This window comes from Pseudomonas sp. 1121_17, from assembly GCF_052850745.1.
In genome coordinates this window covers 122,997-137,555 of sequence record NZ_VXCX01000001.1, presented here as the reverse complement: position 1 = coordinate 137,555, position 14,559 = coordinate 122,997, and the positions used below count along the sequence as shown (strand labels likewise).

Annotated in this window: 14 protein-coding genes; all 14 read right to left on the bottom strand. The window is 59.6% G+C overall.

All coding sequences use genetic code 11. The features are described from left to right. Window positions 1-40: 40 nt before the first annotated feature. Window positions 41-799: an oxidoreductase gene (locus tag FW789_RS00630; protein ID WP_446430744.1), complete on the bottom strand. Its 759-nt coding sequence runs from the start codon at window positions 797-799 to the stop codon at window positions 41-43. Then, on the bottom strand, window positions 786-1,490 hold the full coding sequence (locus FW789_RS00625; protein ID WP_446430743.1) for an acylneuraminate cytidylyltransferase family protein: 705 nt from the start codon (window positions 1,488-1,490) through the stop codon (window positions 786-788). Before FW789_RS00625 ends, FW789_RS00630 begins: the two co-directional genes overlap by 14 nt. Continuing rightward, on the bottom strand, window positions 1,491-2,501 hold the full coding sequence (locus tag FW789_RS00620) for a Gfo/Idh/MocA family protein (protein ID WP_446430742.1): 1,011 nt from the start codon (window positions 2,499-2,501) through the stop codon (window positions 1,491-1,493). Next, window positions 2,498-3,544 (bottom strand): nucleotidyltransferase family protein, encoded by a 1,047-nt coding sequence (locus FW789_RS00615; RefSeq protein WP_446430741.1) that lies wholly within the window; start codon window positions 3,542-3,544, stop codon window positions 2,498-2,500. The genes FW789_RS00620 and FW789_RS00615 overlap by 4 nt, the downstream gene beginning before the upstream one ends. Window positions 3,545-3,566: 22 nt before the next feature. Beyond that, a complete protein-coding gene (locus FW789_RS00610) occupies window positions 3,567-4,211 on the bottom strand; it encodes an acetyltransferase (RefSeq protein WP_446430740.1) in 645 nt (214 codons plus the stop codon). 20 nt (window positions 4,212-4,231) lie between these two features. Continuing rightward, window positions 4,232-5,317, bottom strand: a complete 1,086-nt coding sequence (gene neuB, locus FW789_RS00605; RefSeq protein ID WP_446430739.1) for an N-acetylneuraminate synthase — start codon at window positions 5,315-5,317, stop codon at window positions 4,232-4,234. 3 nt (window positions 5,318-5,320) lie between these two features. Further along, a complete protein-coding gene (neuC, locus tag FW789_RS00600; protein WP_446430738.1) occupies window positions 5,321-6,475 on the bottom strand; it encodes a UDP-N-acetylglucosamine 2-epimerase in 1,155 nt (384 codons plus the stop codon). Next, window positions 6,472-7,551, bottom strand: coding sequence for a LegC family aminotransferase (locus FW789_RS00595; protein WP_446430737.1), 1,080 nt, complete (start codon window positions 7,549-7,551; stop codon window positions 6,472-6,474). Before FW789_RS00595 ends, neuC begins: the two co-directional genes overlap by 4 nt. Window positions 7,552-7,632: 81 nt before the next feature. After that, the gene (locus FW789_RS00590) at window positions 7,633-8,613 is read right to left on the bottom strand and encodes an NAD-dependent 4,6-dehydratase LegB (RefSeq protein WP_446430736.1); all 981 of its coding nucleotides are present in this window, start codon (window positions 8,611-8,613) and stop codon (window positions 7,633-7,635) included. A gap of 364 nt (window positions 8,614-8,977) precedes the next feature. Further along, on the bottom strand, window positions 8,978-10,054 hold the full coding sequence (locus FW789_RS00585) for an LPS O-antigen chain length determinant protein WzzB (protein ID WP_446430735.1): 1,077 nt from the start codon (window positions 10,052-10,054) through the stop codon (window positions 8,978-8,980). Window positions 10,055-10,267: 213 nt separating this feature from the next. Beyond that, complete coding sequence (locus tag FW789_RS00580; RefSeq protein ID WP_446430734.1) at window positions 10,268-11,698, bottom strand: MBL fold metallo-hydrolase RNA specificity domain-containing protein; 1,431 nt, start codon at window positions 11,696-11,698, stop codon at window positions 10,268-10,270. Window positions 11,699-11,802: 104 nt separating this feature from the next. Then, window positions 11,803-12,066, bottom strand: a complete 264-nt coding sequence (locus FW789_RS00575) for a LapA family protein (protein WP_150571398.1) — start codon at window positions 12,064-12,066, stop codon at window positions 11,803-11,805. A gap of 22 nt (window positions 12,067-12,088) precedes the next feature. Then, window positions 12,089-12,388 carry an integration host factor subunit beta gene (ihfB, locus tag FW789_RS00570; protein WP_101321649.1) on the bottom strand — a complete coding sequence of 100 codons (300 nt, stop codon included), beginning with the start codon at window positions 12,386-12,388 and terminating at the stop codon, window positions 12,089-12,091. Between the two features lie 399 nt (window positions 12,389-12,787). Then, window positions 12,788-14,467 (bottom strand): 30S ribosomal protein S1, encoded by a 1,680-nt coding sequence (gene rpsA / locus FW789_RS00565; protein ID WP_101321650.1) that lies wholly within the window; start codon window positions 14,465-14,467, stop codon window positions 12,788-12,790. Window positions 14,468-14,559 lie beyond the last annotated feature (92 nt).

Sequence of the window (14,559 nt, the reverse complement as noted above, 5' to 3'; positions counted from 1 at the left end):
TGATACCCGCCAACGTTAATTATTCTTGGACCTGTCGCACTCACAAGGTAAATCCGTCATCCACTACCAGGTTTTGCCCATTGACGTAACTCGACTGGTCAGAAAGCAGGAACACGATCGAACCCAGCACGTCATCGATGTCCAGCATCCCCTTACCCAGGCACGCTTCGCGGTAACGCTGCAAGAACGCCTCGGGCTGCCCATCCAGAATACCGCCGGGGCTCACGCAATTGGAGCGAAAACGGCTGTCGGCGACGAACGCCGCTGCGTACTTGCTCAAGTGGATGAGCGCGGACTTGATGGCCGCATATTCCACCGGCATGGTCATCGGGGTGTTCTCGTAGACCTCGAACTTGGGCGGGATCACGCCATACACCGAGGAGATGTTGACCAGTGAAAACGGCTGCTGGCTACGCTCGAAGTAGCGCGCGCATTCCTGGATGAACAGGAACGACGCTCCCAGGTGCAGCGAGACGTTCTCGTTAAAATCGCTCAGTTCGACGTCATAAAAGCTGCGACCGTACTGCTTGTTGCGCGGGTAGGCGCAATTGACAGCTCCCTCCAGCCCAGTCGTAGCCTCGAAAAACGCCGAGACCTCGGCTTTCGAGTTGAGGTCCAGTTGAGCAATCGTCAGGTTGTCGTGAGGCGTCACCTGGGCCTTTTGCAGACGCTGCTGGAGCGTGCTCTGATCGAGATCGACTGCCACCACGCAGGCACCGTCGGCCAGCAGTCGCCCCACAAGGCGGCAGCCCAATAAACCACCGGCGCCCGCAATCAGAATTTTCTTACCGCTCAGCATTGTTCGACCCCTTCTCCATCAGGAACAGCTCTGCCATCTTGAAATCGTAGATATCGTCGATATCCACCGCCCGCTCGCGCGGCACCACGACTGACCGGACCGTGCCGGCGAACAGCTTGTCGTTGTCCAGAATGAACTGCGGCCGCGCCACATAGGCGACCGTGGTCATATCGTAGACCTTGGGTGCGTCCTGACGCCGGTGAAAGGTGGTGCCGGAGCAGACCACCGAGCTGATGCCCTGCTCGTCGCGCACCAACATATTGAAATACGGGCTGCGCGCCGCCTCGGTCACCGTCACCACCACGTCCGCCTCGGCGTCGGCGCCATCGATGCAGTGCTGCACATCTTCGGCGCTGCGTAGCGGGCTGGTGGCAGGCAAGCTGACGAACAGGTCGAATTGCTCGCCCAGTGCCTGTACATGGCGGATGGCGTGCTGCCAGGCGAGCCACTCAGGGGCCTGGTCTGTGGCCAGCTCGTCTGGACGGTCGATTACCTCAGCGCCGTATTCACGCGCAACCGCGGCAATCGCCGGGCTGTCGGTGGAGACGAACACCTTCTTGATCTGCGCGACCTGCCGGGCGACTTCGATCGAGTGGGCCAGCAAGGGCTTGCCGCCAAGCGGTTTGACATTTTTGCCAGGCAGGCCTTTGGAGTTTCCGCGGGCAAAGACAAATGCATACGCAATAGACATTTAAAGATCCTTCAGGGCCACGGCCGCACCGGTGGCGGACGACTGTTTGAGCGCCTCGACCAGCTTCAGCGTTTCAAGGCTTTGCTCGAGCGTTACAAAAGGGGCGGACTGCGCCTGGTCAACGTCAACGAAATGCGTCAGCTCAGCGACATACATCTGATTGCGGTCATACCCGGGATCGTCATGCAGCAAGTTCGTACGGCCACCGCCTTCATGCAACGCCACGCGGTTGTTGAGGATGTCCCACTCCAGCGTCGCATGCTCGGCAACGACCCGACACCGGCGCACCGGCGCACGCTGCAGGAAGTCCATGTGCAGGTTGATCACCGTGCCGCGCTCGGCGGTCAATAGGGCATCCACCGTGTCCTCGACATCCAGCTCCAGGCTGCCGGTGGTGCGCGCCTGGCAGTAGACCGAGCGCATGGCGCCGAACAGCCACTGCAGGTAGTCCAGCTCGTGGCTGAGTTCGAGAAGAACGCCACCGCCGAGGGCGCGCTGCGCTGACACATTGGTGCGGTAGTCACTGGCCGGCCGCCAGTCGGGAAGGTACTGCCCCACCTCACTCGAGACCGAGTGAATCGCCCCTAGACGACCGCTTTCGATGACCTCCCGGGCAACCACTGCCGAGGGCATGAAGCGTAGGTTGTAGGCCACTACCAGCTTGTCACGGTGCTCATGCAAGGGCTGGGTATGGGCAGCCAGACGCGCCAACGAATCACTCAGGGGTTTTTCCACCAGCACCGTCAGGCCGGCAGACAAAAGCGTGGCGGCCTGCTCGGCATGTAACGGTGCCGGCGAGGCAACGATGGCAAGCCCCGGCCGGCGCGCGAGCGCCTGCGCCAACGATGCACACGCGGTCACGCCCTCAGGCAGTTCGTCGGGCCGCAGCTCACGACCCGAGGCGGAGATACAGTCGACCGCTGCCTGCGGATAAGCGGCCCGTATGTTGTTCATGTGGCGGCGGGCAATACTGCCGCTGCCCACCACCAGAAAATGCTCAGGGGCGGTCATAGGCTGGCGAACTCCTGCTGGGCGCGCTGGAAGTCTTCCATCCGCCCGATATCCAGCCAGTACTCATGCACAGGGAACATGTTGACAGTGCGCTGCTGGGCGATCTCCTGCTCCAACAGAGTTGGCATGTCGATACGGGTCTCGGCCTGGACGCTTTTCACCAGTTCAGGCGAGAGCAGGTAGATCCCGGCGTTGATGAAGAACTTGTGCACCGGTTTTTCCACCATCGAGCGGATCGTGTGCCCTTCGCTTTCCACCACGCCATACGGCACGGTGTATTCGTACTCGCGTACGCACATGGTCGCCGCGCCACCATGGGTTTCATGGAACTCGAGCAGGTTGAGGAAGTTGAGCGTGGTCAGCAGGTCGCCGTTCATCAAGAACAGCGGCGAATCGATTTCCTCGTGGGGCAACAACCCCAGCGCACCGCCGGTACCCAGCGGCACTTCTTCGTGGACATAACGAATGTCGACGCCCCAGCGGCTACCGTCGCCAAAATGCGCGCGGATCATCTCGGGCATGTAGTGCGTCGAGATGAAAAAGCGATGGAAACCGGCACTGATGAAGCGCTCGAGAATAATCTCCAGGATCGGTTTGTCACCCACTTTCAGCAACGGCTTGGGGCAATTGTGCGTCAACGGCCGAAGGCGCGTGCCGAAGCCGCCGGCCATGAGAAACACCGGGTTGTTCAGGCGTGGTCTGTTGAGCAGATCGTGCAGCGTCTGCAGGCCGATGACCGTGCCTTGGGCGTCGACTACCGGCAGCTGCAGCAGCGAGTACTTTTCCATCACCGACAGGATGCGCTCTCTGCCCCAGCTTTTTTCCGCCGTGCGCGGAGACACGCACATGACTTCACGCACCGGGGTGGCCAACGGCCGCTGCTTGAGCAGGGCCCTGCGCACATCACCGTCCGTGAGGGTGCCGAGGAGCTGGCGCTGCGTATCCACCACCATGACGATGCGCACAGCCACGCGATCCAGGGTAGCGATCGCTTCTTCCATGGTGCAGTCCGGGCTGATAAGCGTTTTTTCCCACTGCTTCATTGCATTCCTTCTCTAGGTTGAATCAGCTGTCTGTCAACGGTACTGGGCGCACTGAAAGCCCTTTCACGATGCTGTCGGGCGGCACTTCGCGCACTACCACGGTACCCGCACCGACAACTGATCGCGCGCAGATGACAACGCCTTGAATAAGAGTCGCGCCGCTGCCGATAAAAGCCCCCTGGGCCACGACAACGCCACCACAGAGCACCGCACCGGGGGCGATATGGACATGCGCGGCGATGACGCAGTCATGATCCAGGCTCGCCCGGGTATTGATCACGCTATTCACGCCAATGCGCACATCTGGCTGAACGATGGCCCCGGCCATCACTTGCACACCCTGCCCCAGCTCGACAGAGTCGTCGACCCATGCAGCCGGATGAATCAAAACGGGAAACGTAAAACCGTCAGCGCACGCCTCTTCGTAGACACGTTGGCGCAGCCCACTGCCCACCAGCTGACCAATGCCGTTGACCAAGCCCACCGTGGACGGGTCAAGCGTCTTCAGGGCGTCATCGCCCCCTAGCACAGGCACGCCTCGCCAATGACTCGCACCTGCCTTGGCCAGGCCCGGGTCACACACACCGAGCAACTCCCGGCCAGCGGCTTTGATCAGCGAAAATAGCACCTTTGCATGGCCGCCCGCGCCAAGCAGGACCAGCGGCATGCGTGCCTGCTTGCTCGGGCTCATTGTTCCAGGTTCTCACCCGCCGCGAAGGCTCGTTTGCTGGTACTCCCGACCAGCGCCCAAAGAACCGTAGGCGCCAATCCGCCCCCACTGCGAGCAGTGGTCAGGTCATCACGAGCAATAATGGCGCCGGCGGCGATGTCCCGTGCGGCCACGACCTGCTGGCGGGCAGCCTTGCGGGTGTCCCACTCGCTAGGCTGCGGCGCCTTGCAGGGGTCCCCGAGCGCTGTTTGCAGGGTGCGGATCTGGCTGACCATCAGTGCCAGCTCATCCGGCTCGAGCGACGCCTTGTGATCAGGGCCCGGCAAGCTGCAGTCGAGCGTGAAGTGTTTTTCGATGACGCTGGCCCCACGGGCCACCGCCGCAACCGGGATCAGGCACCCTTCGGTATGGTCGGAATAGCCGACCGCCAGGCCGAACGCCTTGAGGGTGTCCATGGCCAGCAGGTTCACCTCCTGCGCAGGGGTCGGATACTGCGATGTGCAATGCAGCAGGGTCACGTGGCCCTTGAGACGCAGGCGACTGGCTGGGTTGCTCCAGTTCTGCCAGACCTCATCCATGCTCGCTGGCTCAGACTCGCTGGTCAGCGCGTGGGCCACGATCGCCAGCCCTTGCTCGACTTCGCTCAGGGTCGCCATGCCCGTGGACAGCACCAGCGGCTTGCCGGTCCTAGCGAACTGCCAGAGCAACGGGCCATTGGTCAGCTCACCGGAGGGCACCTTGAACAGCGGCAGATCCATCTCGGTCAGGAACGCCAGGCTGCCGCTATCGAATGCGGTCGAGAGAAACTCCACGCCACGACTGCGGGCGTAGGCCTGCAGCTCGTAGTGCCATTCGCGCGGCAGCTCAAGCTTCTTCAGCATCGCCAGCTGACTTTCACTGGCGTCGGTGCTGTGCTTCTGATACTTGGCCTTGGGTGCGCTGGTCGACGCCAGGCGCTGGGCATCGAAGGTCTGGAACTTGACGGCATCCGCACCAGCCTGGGCAGCAGCATCGATCAACCGAAACGCCAGTTCACGCTCGCCGTTATGGTTGACGCCGGCCTCTGCAATGATGAAGACAGACGTGTCATCGGGTAATTTCATGATTCAACTCAAGTCGTGGAAAGGCTTAACGGATTCAGGCTGGAACCGCTCGAGGACATTGACGATCTGGCTGGACGCATCTCCCGCCCCATACGGGTTGTCCACTTCGGCGCACAAGCGGCTGAACGCCGGGCTCAGGGCTTGGCGCAACGCCGCCTCTATCGCTTCGATTTCTGCCGCACAATGCAGCACCGACTCAGCCGCCAGGCGGCCATCCTGACGGGCACCGATATTGACTGTCGGCACCTTGAATGACGGCACTTCGATGACCCCACTGGACGAGTTGCCCACCACAGCACTGGCAAGGTCCACCGCACTCAGGTAACGCTTGAAGCCTAGCGACGGGATTGCCAGCACGCGGCCAGGCGCTTGCTGGGCGTAGTCTTCGAGCAGAGGAATGATAGCCCGGCCACCGTTGTCGGCATTCGGATAGGTCAGAATGACGCTGTACTCAGGGAACCGGTCGAGGGCGTCGAGCAGTGCCTGGAAGCTCTCGCGGGGGCTCTCTTCACTCAGCGTCACCGGGTGATAGGTGACCAGCAGGAACGGCTTCGAGAGGTCGAAGCCAAGGCTTTGCGAAAGCTCATCGCGACTCATCAACGGGCTGCGCGCCAGGTGATCAAGGCCCACGGCACCGACATTGAAAACGCGCTGCGGCGCCTCGCCCAGTTGAATGACCCGCTGCCGATAGGGTTCGGTGGAGGTGAAGTGCAAATAGGACAACTTGCTGATCGCATGACGAATCGAGTCGTCATAGGCGCCTTCGGTGATCTCGCCGCCATGCAAGTGGGCAACCGGAATCTTCATGATCAGCGCCGACTGGACGATTGCCAACGCCTCGAAGCGATCGCCAAGCACCACCAGCACATCGGGACGCAGGCGATCGAGCGCATCGGCGAAGCCCAGCACCCCCAGCCCCATGGATTTGACGACGCCCACGTCGCTGTCGGATGACAGCAGCATCTCGACTTTGGCATCGATGGCAAAACCATCGTTTTCGATGGTTTGCCAGGTGTTGCCGAACTCTGGCGAGAGGTGCATGCCACTGACGATGACTTGCAGTTGCAGCAGGTCGCTGCTCTGAATGTCCTTCATCAGCCAGTACAACAGCCCGTACTCGGCACGCGTCCCGGTAAATACAGCAACCTTGCGTTTCACGACAGCTGCTCCGGAAGCACGCTGCTGGGCAGGTTCACCACCCGCTCTTCGAGCCACAGGGCGTTGGGCAACGGGCCGTGCAGGCAGTGCGCGAAGGCCGGCAGGTGGGTCATCAGCTTCCAGATCGGGCGGGTCATCACGCCGGCCTGATTACTGACCTCGAGCAGCGCGTCGCGCTGCTGCAGATCAGTGCACAGCACCGCATTGAGCCAGTAGTTGGAGCGGCAGCCTTCGGGCTCGACGACAAAGGTCAGTGAGCTGTCCGCCAGGAAAGCCTGATAGCGCGATGCCAACAACCGTTTCGATGCGATGAACGCCTCCAGACGCTCCAACTGTGCGCAGCCCAACGCCGCATTGAGGTTGGGCATGCGGTAGTTGAAGCCGACTTCGTCGTGCACGTACTCGAACGGATGGGGCTTCTTGGCGGTGGTGGTGATGTGCTTGGCCCGCCCCCCCAGCGCTTCGCCGGTGAGCACCATGCCGCCGCCACCGGTAGTGATGACTTTGTTGCCGTTGAAGCTGAGGGTGCCGAGCAGACCGAACGTGCCGGTATGCCGGCCCTTGTACAGGCTGCCCAGTGACTCGGCGGCATCCTCGACCAGGGCCAGGCCCCAGCGCGCACAAACGTCGACCAGTGCATCGAGTTCGACCGGATGACCAAAGGTGTGCATCGGCAGGCAGGCGCGCAGCGGACGATCACCGGACTTGGTACGGCAGGTACCGTCGCCATCAACCCGTGCGTTTTCCTCGAGCCAGGCCTCCAGGGCGACTGGAGACAAACCCAGGGTATGCCGATCTACGTCGATGAACACCGGCTCTGCACCGCAGTAGGCAATGGCGTTGCATGTCGCGACGAAGGTCAGCGGCTGGGTGAGGATCAGGTCCCCGGGCTTGACGCCGGCGAGCAGAAGCGAAACATGCAGCGCCGCCGTACCATTGACGGTCGCGATGGCCCGCGGCGAACCGGTGTAAGCGGCCATGTCCTGCTCGAATCGGTCCACGAAGGCACCGACGCTGGACACGAACGTCGAGTCTACCGTCTCGGCGACGTACTGCTTTTCATTGCCCCCGAACATAGGCGCGTGCAGCGGAATAAAGTCCTTCGTAGCGTATTGTTCACGAACAAAACCGATAAGCGCATCAAACATGGGCAGACCTCAGACGTTGTAAAGATCGGCCTTGTACTTGGCCAGGTTTTCGGGGCGAACGAACCAGTCGACCGTTTCCTGCAAACCCTGGCGAATCGAATAGGCGGGCTGGAAGCCGGTCAGCCCGTGAATCTTGCTGTTGTCGCACCACAGCCGGAACACTTCCGACTTTTCCGGGCGCAGCCGCTGGTCATCGGTCAGGAACCGAACATCGCTGCCCATCAGTTCGCGAATCAGCTCAAGGGTGTCGCCCACCGAAATCTCGAAGTTCGAACCGATATTGACGGTTTCGCCGACGGCTTTGTCACAGCGCGCCAGTTCGAGGAAGCCGCGGCAGGTATCGGCAACGTAGTTGAAGTCGCGGGTCGGCGAAACATCGCCCAGCTTGATCTCTTTTTTACCACTGGCGATCTGCGTGATGATGGTCGGAATAACCGCCCGGGCAGACTGGCGAGGGCCGTAGGTATTGAACGGACGCGCAATGGTCAGCGGCAGGTCGAAGGCGTTGAAGAAACTCATGGCCATGGCATCGGCGCCGATTTTCGACGCGCTGTAAGGCGACTGCGGCTGAATCGGGTGCTTTTCGTCGATCGGCACGTATTGCGCCGTGCCATAGACTTCACTGGTCGAGGTATGAATAACGCGCTGCACGCCGTTATCGAGGGCGGCCTGGCAAATATTCAGGGTGCCCTTGACGTTGGTATCGACGTAGCTGTCCGGCGCAACATACGAATAAGGGATCGCAATCAGTGCGGCCAGGTGGAAGACCGCGTCAACACCTTTAGTGATGTGCTTGCAATAATGCGGGTCACGCACATCTCCATTAAGCACTTCAATCTGCTTGAGGCAATCAACGTCCTCGAGCCAGCCCCAATAGTTGAAAGAGTTATATTGGGACAGTGCCTTGACCTCGTACCCCTCACGAACAAGCAACTCCGTCAGGTGCGAGCCAATAAATCCATCCGCCCCAGTAACCAATACCTTCTTCATGTGCTGACCTTAATTCGTTTTAAAGTACTGAAAACTGCCACCGCGGGACAGAGATCAGAAGAATGCAGCAGGGCCATGACGAACACGGCAATCGGCCTGTATCGACTGTCGCTCAGCGCGTGTCGAAAAGAGTTCAATCTACCGTCTTAACGACCTGGACACCAGCCCTGCCCCTCACCCACCCACAGCAGCCGCTTTACGCCACTCATCAATCGCCGCTGCCGCTAGCTGGAGCGTGCCAGCACCAGGAAACCGCGCATCCTGCCACACACATGGCAAAATACAAGCGCTTAGCCACATTGCATGCTATCAACCCTGAGGGCCGACCCCGGACCCGGAAGCCCGGAGCAGCATGACCTGACACTCAACCACGCACCTCAACCACGGCTTCCTTGCGATGACGTCGCAGGTTATCCCGCACACTGGCAAGGGTGGCAAACACAAAGCCCAGAACAACACCCAACATAAGGCCGAACACGATAATCAACAGTTTCTTCGGCTTGATCGGCAAATCGGGCGACTCCACTGCACCATCCTGGCGGTAGACCTGAACGGCCGACGGGTCGATATCAAACTTGCGCAAGAGCAACAACTGCTCTTGCCGCTGGCGCAGGTTCACAATAAAAGCGTCATCGGATGTGCGGGAACGAAGTGTCTTAATTTCGGCTTCCAGCGCCTTACTTCCCCGCATGTACGTCAGCGAGTCATCCATACCCGCCGACACTTCAGCCGACAACGAATTGGAAATGATCGGCGGCTTTTCAATATTCACCGCACGCGCAATAGTTAAGGCTTCCGTCAATTGAGCGATGCGGTCTTCGCGCTGTTTCCGGGCACTTTCACGGGCCATCGCAATTTGCTGATCCAGGTCATTGGCCATCATCAGGATGTCTGACTGCGCATCCTTGATGATTTCGCGTGTTGCCCGCTGCCCCGCCATCTCGAGGTACCGCAGACTCCAGTCAACCGCCTGCTGCGGATCGGGCAAGGTCGTCATTACAAAGAACCGGTCTGGGGACTCCTTGCTCACAGGGCCCTGGACCAGCACTTCATGGAAACGCCGATAGAGCGCATCCTGCAAACCGGCGCGCTGCTCGGCAGGCACACTCGGAAGATAGAACTCACGGAAGAAGTCCCGGCGCAGCGCCTCCGACTGAAGGTTGCGCAGATACACGCCGTAGACCTCTTTGACGGTGTACACCGGCAGGCCGGATCGCTCACCACGTCCGTAGTTGAGCTGGGCAATATCGTTTTGCCTGGGTGGCTGAACAAAAACCTTGGACTCATACAGTGGCGTAACTAGGTAGGCATACGTCACCGCCAGACCGGTCACGACCAAGGCCGTAGCAACAACCAGTAACCTGTACCTCCAGACCCCTTCCATCAACTCAAACAAGTCAATCTCGCCCGCACTGCGTAGGCGCTCACGTTCACTGTGCATTTATTGTGTTTTTCCTTAGGTCCGGATAACGTACAAAGCCACATCGGAAGATCTCGGACAGAAGCGAGTCAGACCCCACTCCGCCCCCACCCCGAAAGCGTAGCGACAATTCCAAAACCTGCACGCTAGCGACCTAGCTAAAGCATCAATTGCATAGTAGAGGGGGAAACGCTTCGCTTAGTTCCTCCCCCGAATCCGCCGAGCGGTGGGGGACTACGTCGGAACCGTTATAGCCACCTGATGCCGGGGAAATGCCTGCGCACTCAACGCCGCCGCCAACACCCGCTTCGCCCCGCTCTCCCCATGCACCAACACCACCCGCTTCGCCGGACTCTTCCCTCCCATCGCAAACCCCACCAACCCCGCCTGATCCGCATGCCCCGAATACCCACCCAAAGTCACCACCTTGGCCCGCAGCACATACTGCTCCCCCCACACATCAACCCCCACACCCCCCAGCATCCCCTCACACGCCTGTATCCGCGCCCCAGGCGTCCCCCTTACCTGATACCCGACAAACACCACCTCATGCCGCGGATCACCCAGCATGGCCTTGAGGTAGTTAACGATCCGCCCACCCGAGCACATGCCATTGCCGGCAATCACAATCGCTGGCCGGCCAGTGCTCTTCAGATAATTGACCACTTGCTGATGCTTGGCATGGCTGTCGACACACACCAACTGAGTGAAGCCAAGCGGCTTGCGCCCTTCGCTCAAGCGTAGTCGGGCTTCGTCATTCCAGTACTGATGCAGCTCCCGGTAGACCTGAGTAACGCGCTGAGCCAGCGGCGAGTCGAGGATGATCGGTAACTGCGCCCAGTCGATCTGATCGTCGCTGGCTGGCGCACCCGAGCTATCGAGCAAGCCTTTGAGGTGGAGGACCTCTTCAATTTCATAGAGCAGCTCTTGCGTACGGCCGAGGCTAAATGCGGGGATCAGGATCGTGCCCTGATCAGCGAGTGCACGATCTATCACTGCTTCCAAACGCTGGCGACGCTCTCTTCGATCAGGGTGCAGGCGATCGCCATAGGTGCTTTCGAGCACCAGCACATCAGCTCGCTCCGGCGGCTGGACCGGACGTAGCAAGGGGCTATTGGCCGCGCCGATATCGCCAGAGAACACCACACGGGTGCTGCACGATTGCGCAGGGGTACTGATGTCACATTCGACGTACGCGGAACCGAGCAGGTGGCCGGCACGCTGCAGGCGGATGCGACACTGCAGGTGCTCGTGCTCGAGCAGACTGTGCCACTGACCAAAAGCGATGGGTTCTACCAGACCTTTCAGCAGGAGCAGAAAACGCGCTACCTGCGCGGGCTCGCTACTGATGCCGAGCTTGAAGGCATCTTCAAGAATCAGCGGGAGCAGTTTGGCGGATGGCTCGCTACAGAAGATCGGGCCGCGAAAGCCAGCGGCCAGGAGCGCAGGGATGCGACCGACATGGTCGAGGTGCACGTGGGTGATCACCAGCGCCTGGATGCCGCTGATATCGAAACCCAGCGTAGGGGAATCAGGGCGGGCGTCGGCGCCTTGCTCAAGCCCGCAGTCAATGAGCAGGCTGGTGGCGGAGTCGAGGTGCAGCTGATGGCAGGAGCCCGTGACGCCGCGGGTGCCACCATGGTGCGTGATAACGGGGAAGGTCATGCTGCTGAAGCCCTGCGCAGGGGGTGAAAATGAAGCGGGCTATTACTCCATTTTCTTCGCAGGTTTCATATCAGCTACATCTGCTAACGCTGTAAGACGTTTCCTCAGCTCTCTGCCAAGGCCGCCTGACGTGCCGATGCACGAATCCTGCGCTTACTGCGCATAACGCCGTAGGCACCAAGCAATGGACCGAGGGCCAGGCCCACCACCAAGGCGGCGAGCACTGGCAGCGCTACGGGCACTGCAGGGGCAGTCCAGCCGAACAACACCAGGGCGACGGTTTGCTGGTTCTCCAGCACGAAGAACATCACCACTGCTGCCAGCAGCAGGACGAACAGCAGCGCCAGGGCGCGCTTGAGGTTACGCATCGGTCTGATCCTTTGATTGCACTCAGGCTTCGGTTTCGTGCTCTTCTTCGTTGACCCGGTCGCGCAATTCCTTGCCCGGCTTGAAGTGCGGCACGAACTTGCCTTCAAGGCTTACCGACTGGCCGGTCTTGGGGTTGCGACCTACGCGAGGTGCGCGATAGTGCAGCGAGAAGCTGCCAAAGCCGCGGATCTCGATGCGATCGCCCGTGGCCAGGCACTGGGCCATTTGCTCGAGCATGGTCTTGATGGCCAGCTCGACGTCCTTGGACGAGAGTAAACCCTGATGGGTGACAATACGTTCGATCAGCTCCGACTTCGTCATGTTTTTCCCTTCGTTATCAAGCAGCTAGATCATTGCTTAACCAGTTTGTAGCATGCTCTGGGGGATTTGAACAGGGCGGTTCTTGACTTAATAAAAAAATTCAAGATTGGTGCGCGGGGAACTTTTTCGGTGCAAGGGGTTGGGGTGGTGCTCGGCAGAGGGGTTTGTTGGGATTGGCTTGAGTAAGCGGGGGCCGCTGCGCGACCCTTTCGCGACACAAGGCCGCTCCTACAAGTACAGTGCACGGCTTTGATGCGAGGGAGTGACAGGCTACGGTGATCAGCGAGGCGTAGAGGAGAGAGCTGCGCTGCGATCTAGGTGCTCTGATGGCAAGCTCCAAATCGCAGGCAATAAAAAAGGGCGACCTAAGTCGCCCTTTTTCTACCGATCAAGCAGAACTTAGTTCTGTTTGGCCATTGCTTCGCGCAGCAGCGCAGCCATGGTGGTGTCGGCAGCAGCTGCCTCAGGAGCCTGTTTCAGGCTCTGGATAGCTTCACGCTCTTCAGCATCGTCTTTCGATTTGATCGACAGGCTGATAACGCGCGACTTACGGTCAACGCTGATGATCTTGGCTTCGATCTCTTCGCCTTCCTTCAGAACGTTACGCGCGTCTTCAACGCGGTCACGGCTGATTTCGGAAGCTTTCAGAGTAGCTTCGATGTCGTCGGCCAAGGTGATGATGGCGCCTTTGGCGTCAACTTCTTTGACGATACCCTTGACGATTGCACCCTTGTCGTTGACAGCAACGAAGTTGGAGAACGGATCGTCTTCCAGCTGTTTGATGCCCAGGGAAATGCGCTCGCGCTCTGGATCAACCGACAGGATGACAGTTTCCAGCTCGTCGCCCTTCTTGAAACGACGTACGGCTTCTTCGCCGGTTTCGTTCCAGGAGATGTCGGACAGGTGAACCAGACCGTCGATGCCGCCGTCCAGGCCGATGAAGATACCGAAGTCGGTGATCGACTTGATGGTACCGGTGATCTTGTCACCCTTGTTGAACTGGCCGGAGAAGTCTTCCCATGGGTTGGACTTGCACTGTTTGATGCCCAGGGAGATACGACGACGCTCTTCGTCGATGTCCAGAACCATAACTTCCACTTCGTCGCCAACCTGAACGACTTTCGACGGGTGGATGTTTTTGTTGGTCCAGTCCATTTCGGAAACGTGTACCAGACCTTCAACGCCTTCTTCCAGCTCAGCGAAGCAGCCGTAGTCGGTCAGGTTGGTAACGCGAGCTTGTACGCGAGTACCTTCTGGGTAACGAGCAGTGATAGCTACCCACGGATCTTCGCCCATCTGCTTCAGACCCAGCGAAACGCGGTTGCGCTCACGGTCGAACTTCAGGACGCGAACATCAACTTCGTCACCAACGTTGACGATTTCCGACGGGTGCTTGATACGCTTCCAAGCCATGTCGGTGATGTGCAGCAGGCCGTCGATGCCGCCGAGATCCACGAATGCGCCGTAGTCGGTGAGGTTCTTGACGATACCTTTGACTTGCTGGCCTTCTTGCAGAGTTTCGAGCAGAGCTTCACGCTCGGCGCTGTTCTCGGCTTCGAGGACGCTGCGACGCGAAACAACGACGTTGTTGCGCTTCTGGTCCAGCTTGATGACCTTGAATTCCAGCTCTTTGCCTTCGAGGTGGGTGGTGTCGCGCACTGGGCGGACATCAACCAACGAACCTGGCAGGAACGCACGGATACCGTTAACGTCGACAGTGAAGCCGCCTTTAACCTTACCGTTGATAACGCCCTTGACAACTTCTTCGGCAGCGAAAGCAGCTTCCAGAACAATCCAGCACTCGGCGCGCTTGGCTTTTTCACGGGACAGCTTGGTTTCGCCAAAGCCGTCTTCGACCGCGTCCAGCGCAACGTGAACTTCGTCACCGACCTTGATGGTCAGCTCGCCAGCTTCGTTGTAGAACTGCTCGAGCGGGATGACGCCCTCGGACTTCAGGCCAGCGTGTACGGTAACCCAGTCGCCGTCGATGTCGACAACGATACCGGTGATGATCGCACCCGGCTGAAGATTGAGGGTTTTCAGGCTTTCTTCAAAGAGTTCTGCAAAGCTTTCGCTCATTTTAATTCCTGTAGATTTGGGCGAAGAAGACGCCCCTAACCACACTCCAGACAATGTGGGTTTCGTTATTTAAAGGAAAACCGGCAAGACGT

Coding starts and splice junctions, on each gene's coding strand:
- FW789_RS00630 (WP_446430744.1), bottom strand. CDS start 799: ATGCTGAGCGGTAAGAAAATTCTGATTGCGGGCGCCGGTGGTTTATTG.
- FW789_RS00625 (WP_446430743.1), bottom strand. CDS start 1,490: ATGTCTATTGCGTATGCATTTGTCTTTGCCCGCGGAAACTCCAAAGGC.
- FW789_RS00620 (WP_446430742.1), bottom strand. CDS start 2,501: ATGACCGCCCCTGAGCATTTTCTGGTGGTGGGCAGCGGCAGTATTGCC.
- FW789_RS00615 (WP_446430741.1), bottom strand. CDS start 3,544: ATGAAGCAGTGGGAAAAAACGCTTATCAGCCCGGACTGCACCATGGAA.
- FW789_RS00610 (WP_446430740.1), bottom strand. CDS start 4,211: ATGCCGCTGGTCCTGCTTGGCGCGGGCGGCCATGCAAAGGTGCTATTT.
- neuB (WP_446430739.1), bottom strand. CDS start 5,317: ATGAAATTACCCGATGACACGTCTGTCTTCATCATTGCAGAGGCCGGC.
- FW789_RS00595 (WP_446430737.1), bottom strand. CDS start 7,551: ATGTTCGGGGGCAATGAAAAGCAGTACGTCGCCGAGACGGTAGACTCG.
- FW789_RS00590 (WP_446430736.1), bottom strand. CDS start 8,613: ATGAAGAAGGTATTGGTTACTGGGGCGGATGGATTTATTGGCTCGCAC.
- FW789_RS00585 (WP_446430735.1), bottom strand. CDS start 10,054: ATGCACAGTGAACGTGAGCGCCTACGCAGTGCGGGCGAGATTGACTTG.
- FW789_RS00580 (WP_446430734.1), bottom strand. CDS start 11,698: ATGACCTTCCCCGTTATCACGCACCATGGTGGCACCCGCGGCGTCACG.
- FW789_RS00575 (WP_150571398.1), bottom strand. CDS start 12,066: ATGCGTAACCTCAAGCGCGCCCTGGCGCTGCTGTTCGTCCTGCTGCTG.
- ihfB (WP_101321649.1), bottom strand. CDS start 12,388: ATGACGAAGTCGGAGCTGATCGAACGTATTGTCACCCATCAGGGTTTA.
- rpsA (WP_101321650.1), bottom strand. CDS start 14,467: ATGAGCGAAAGCTTTGCAGAACTCTTTGAAGAAAGCCTGAAAACCCTC.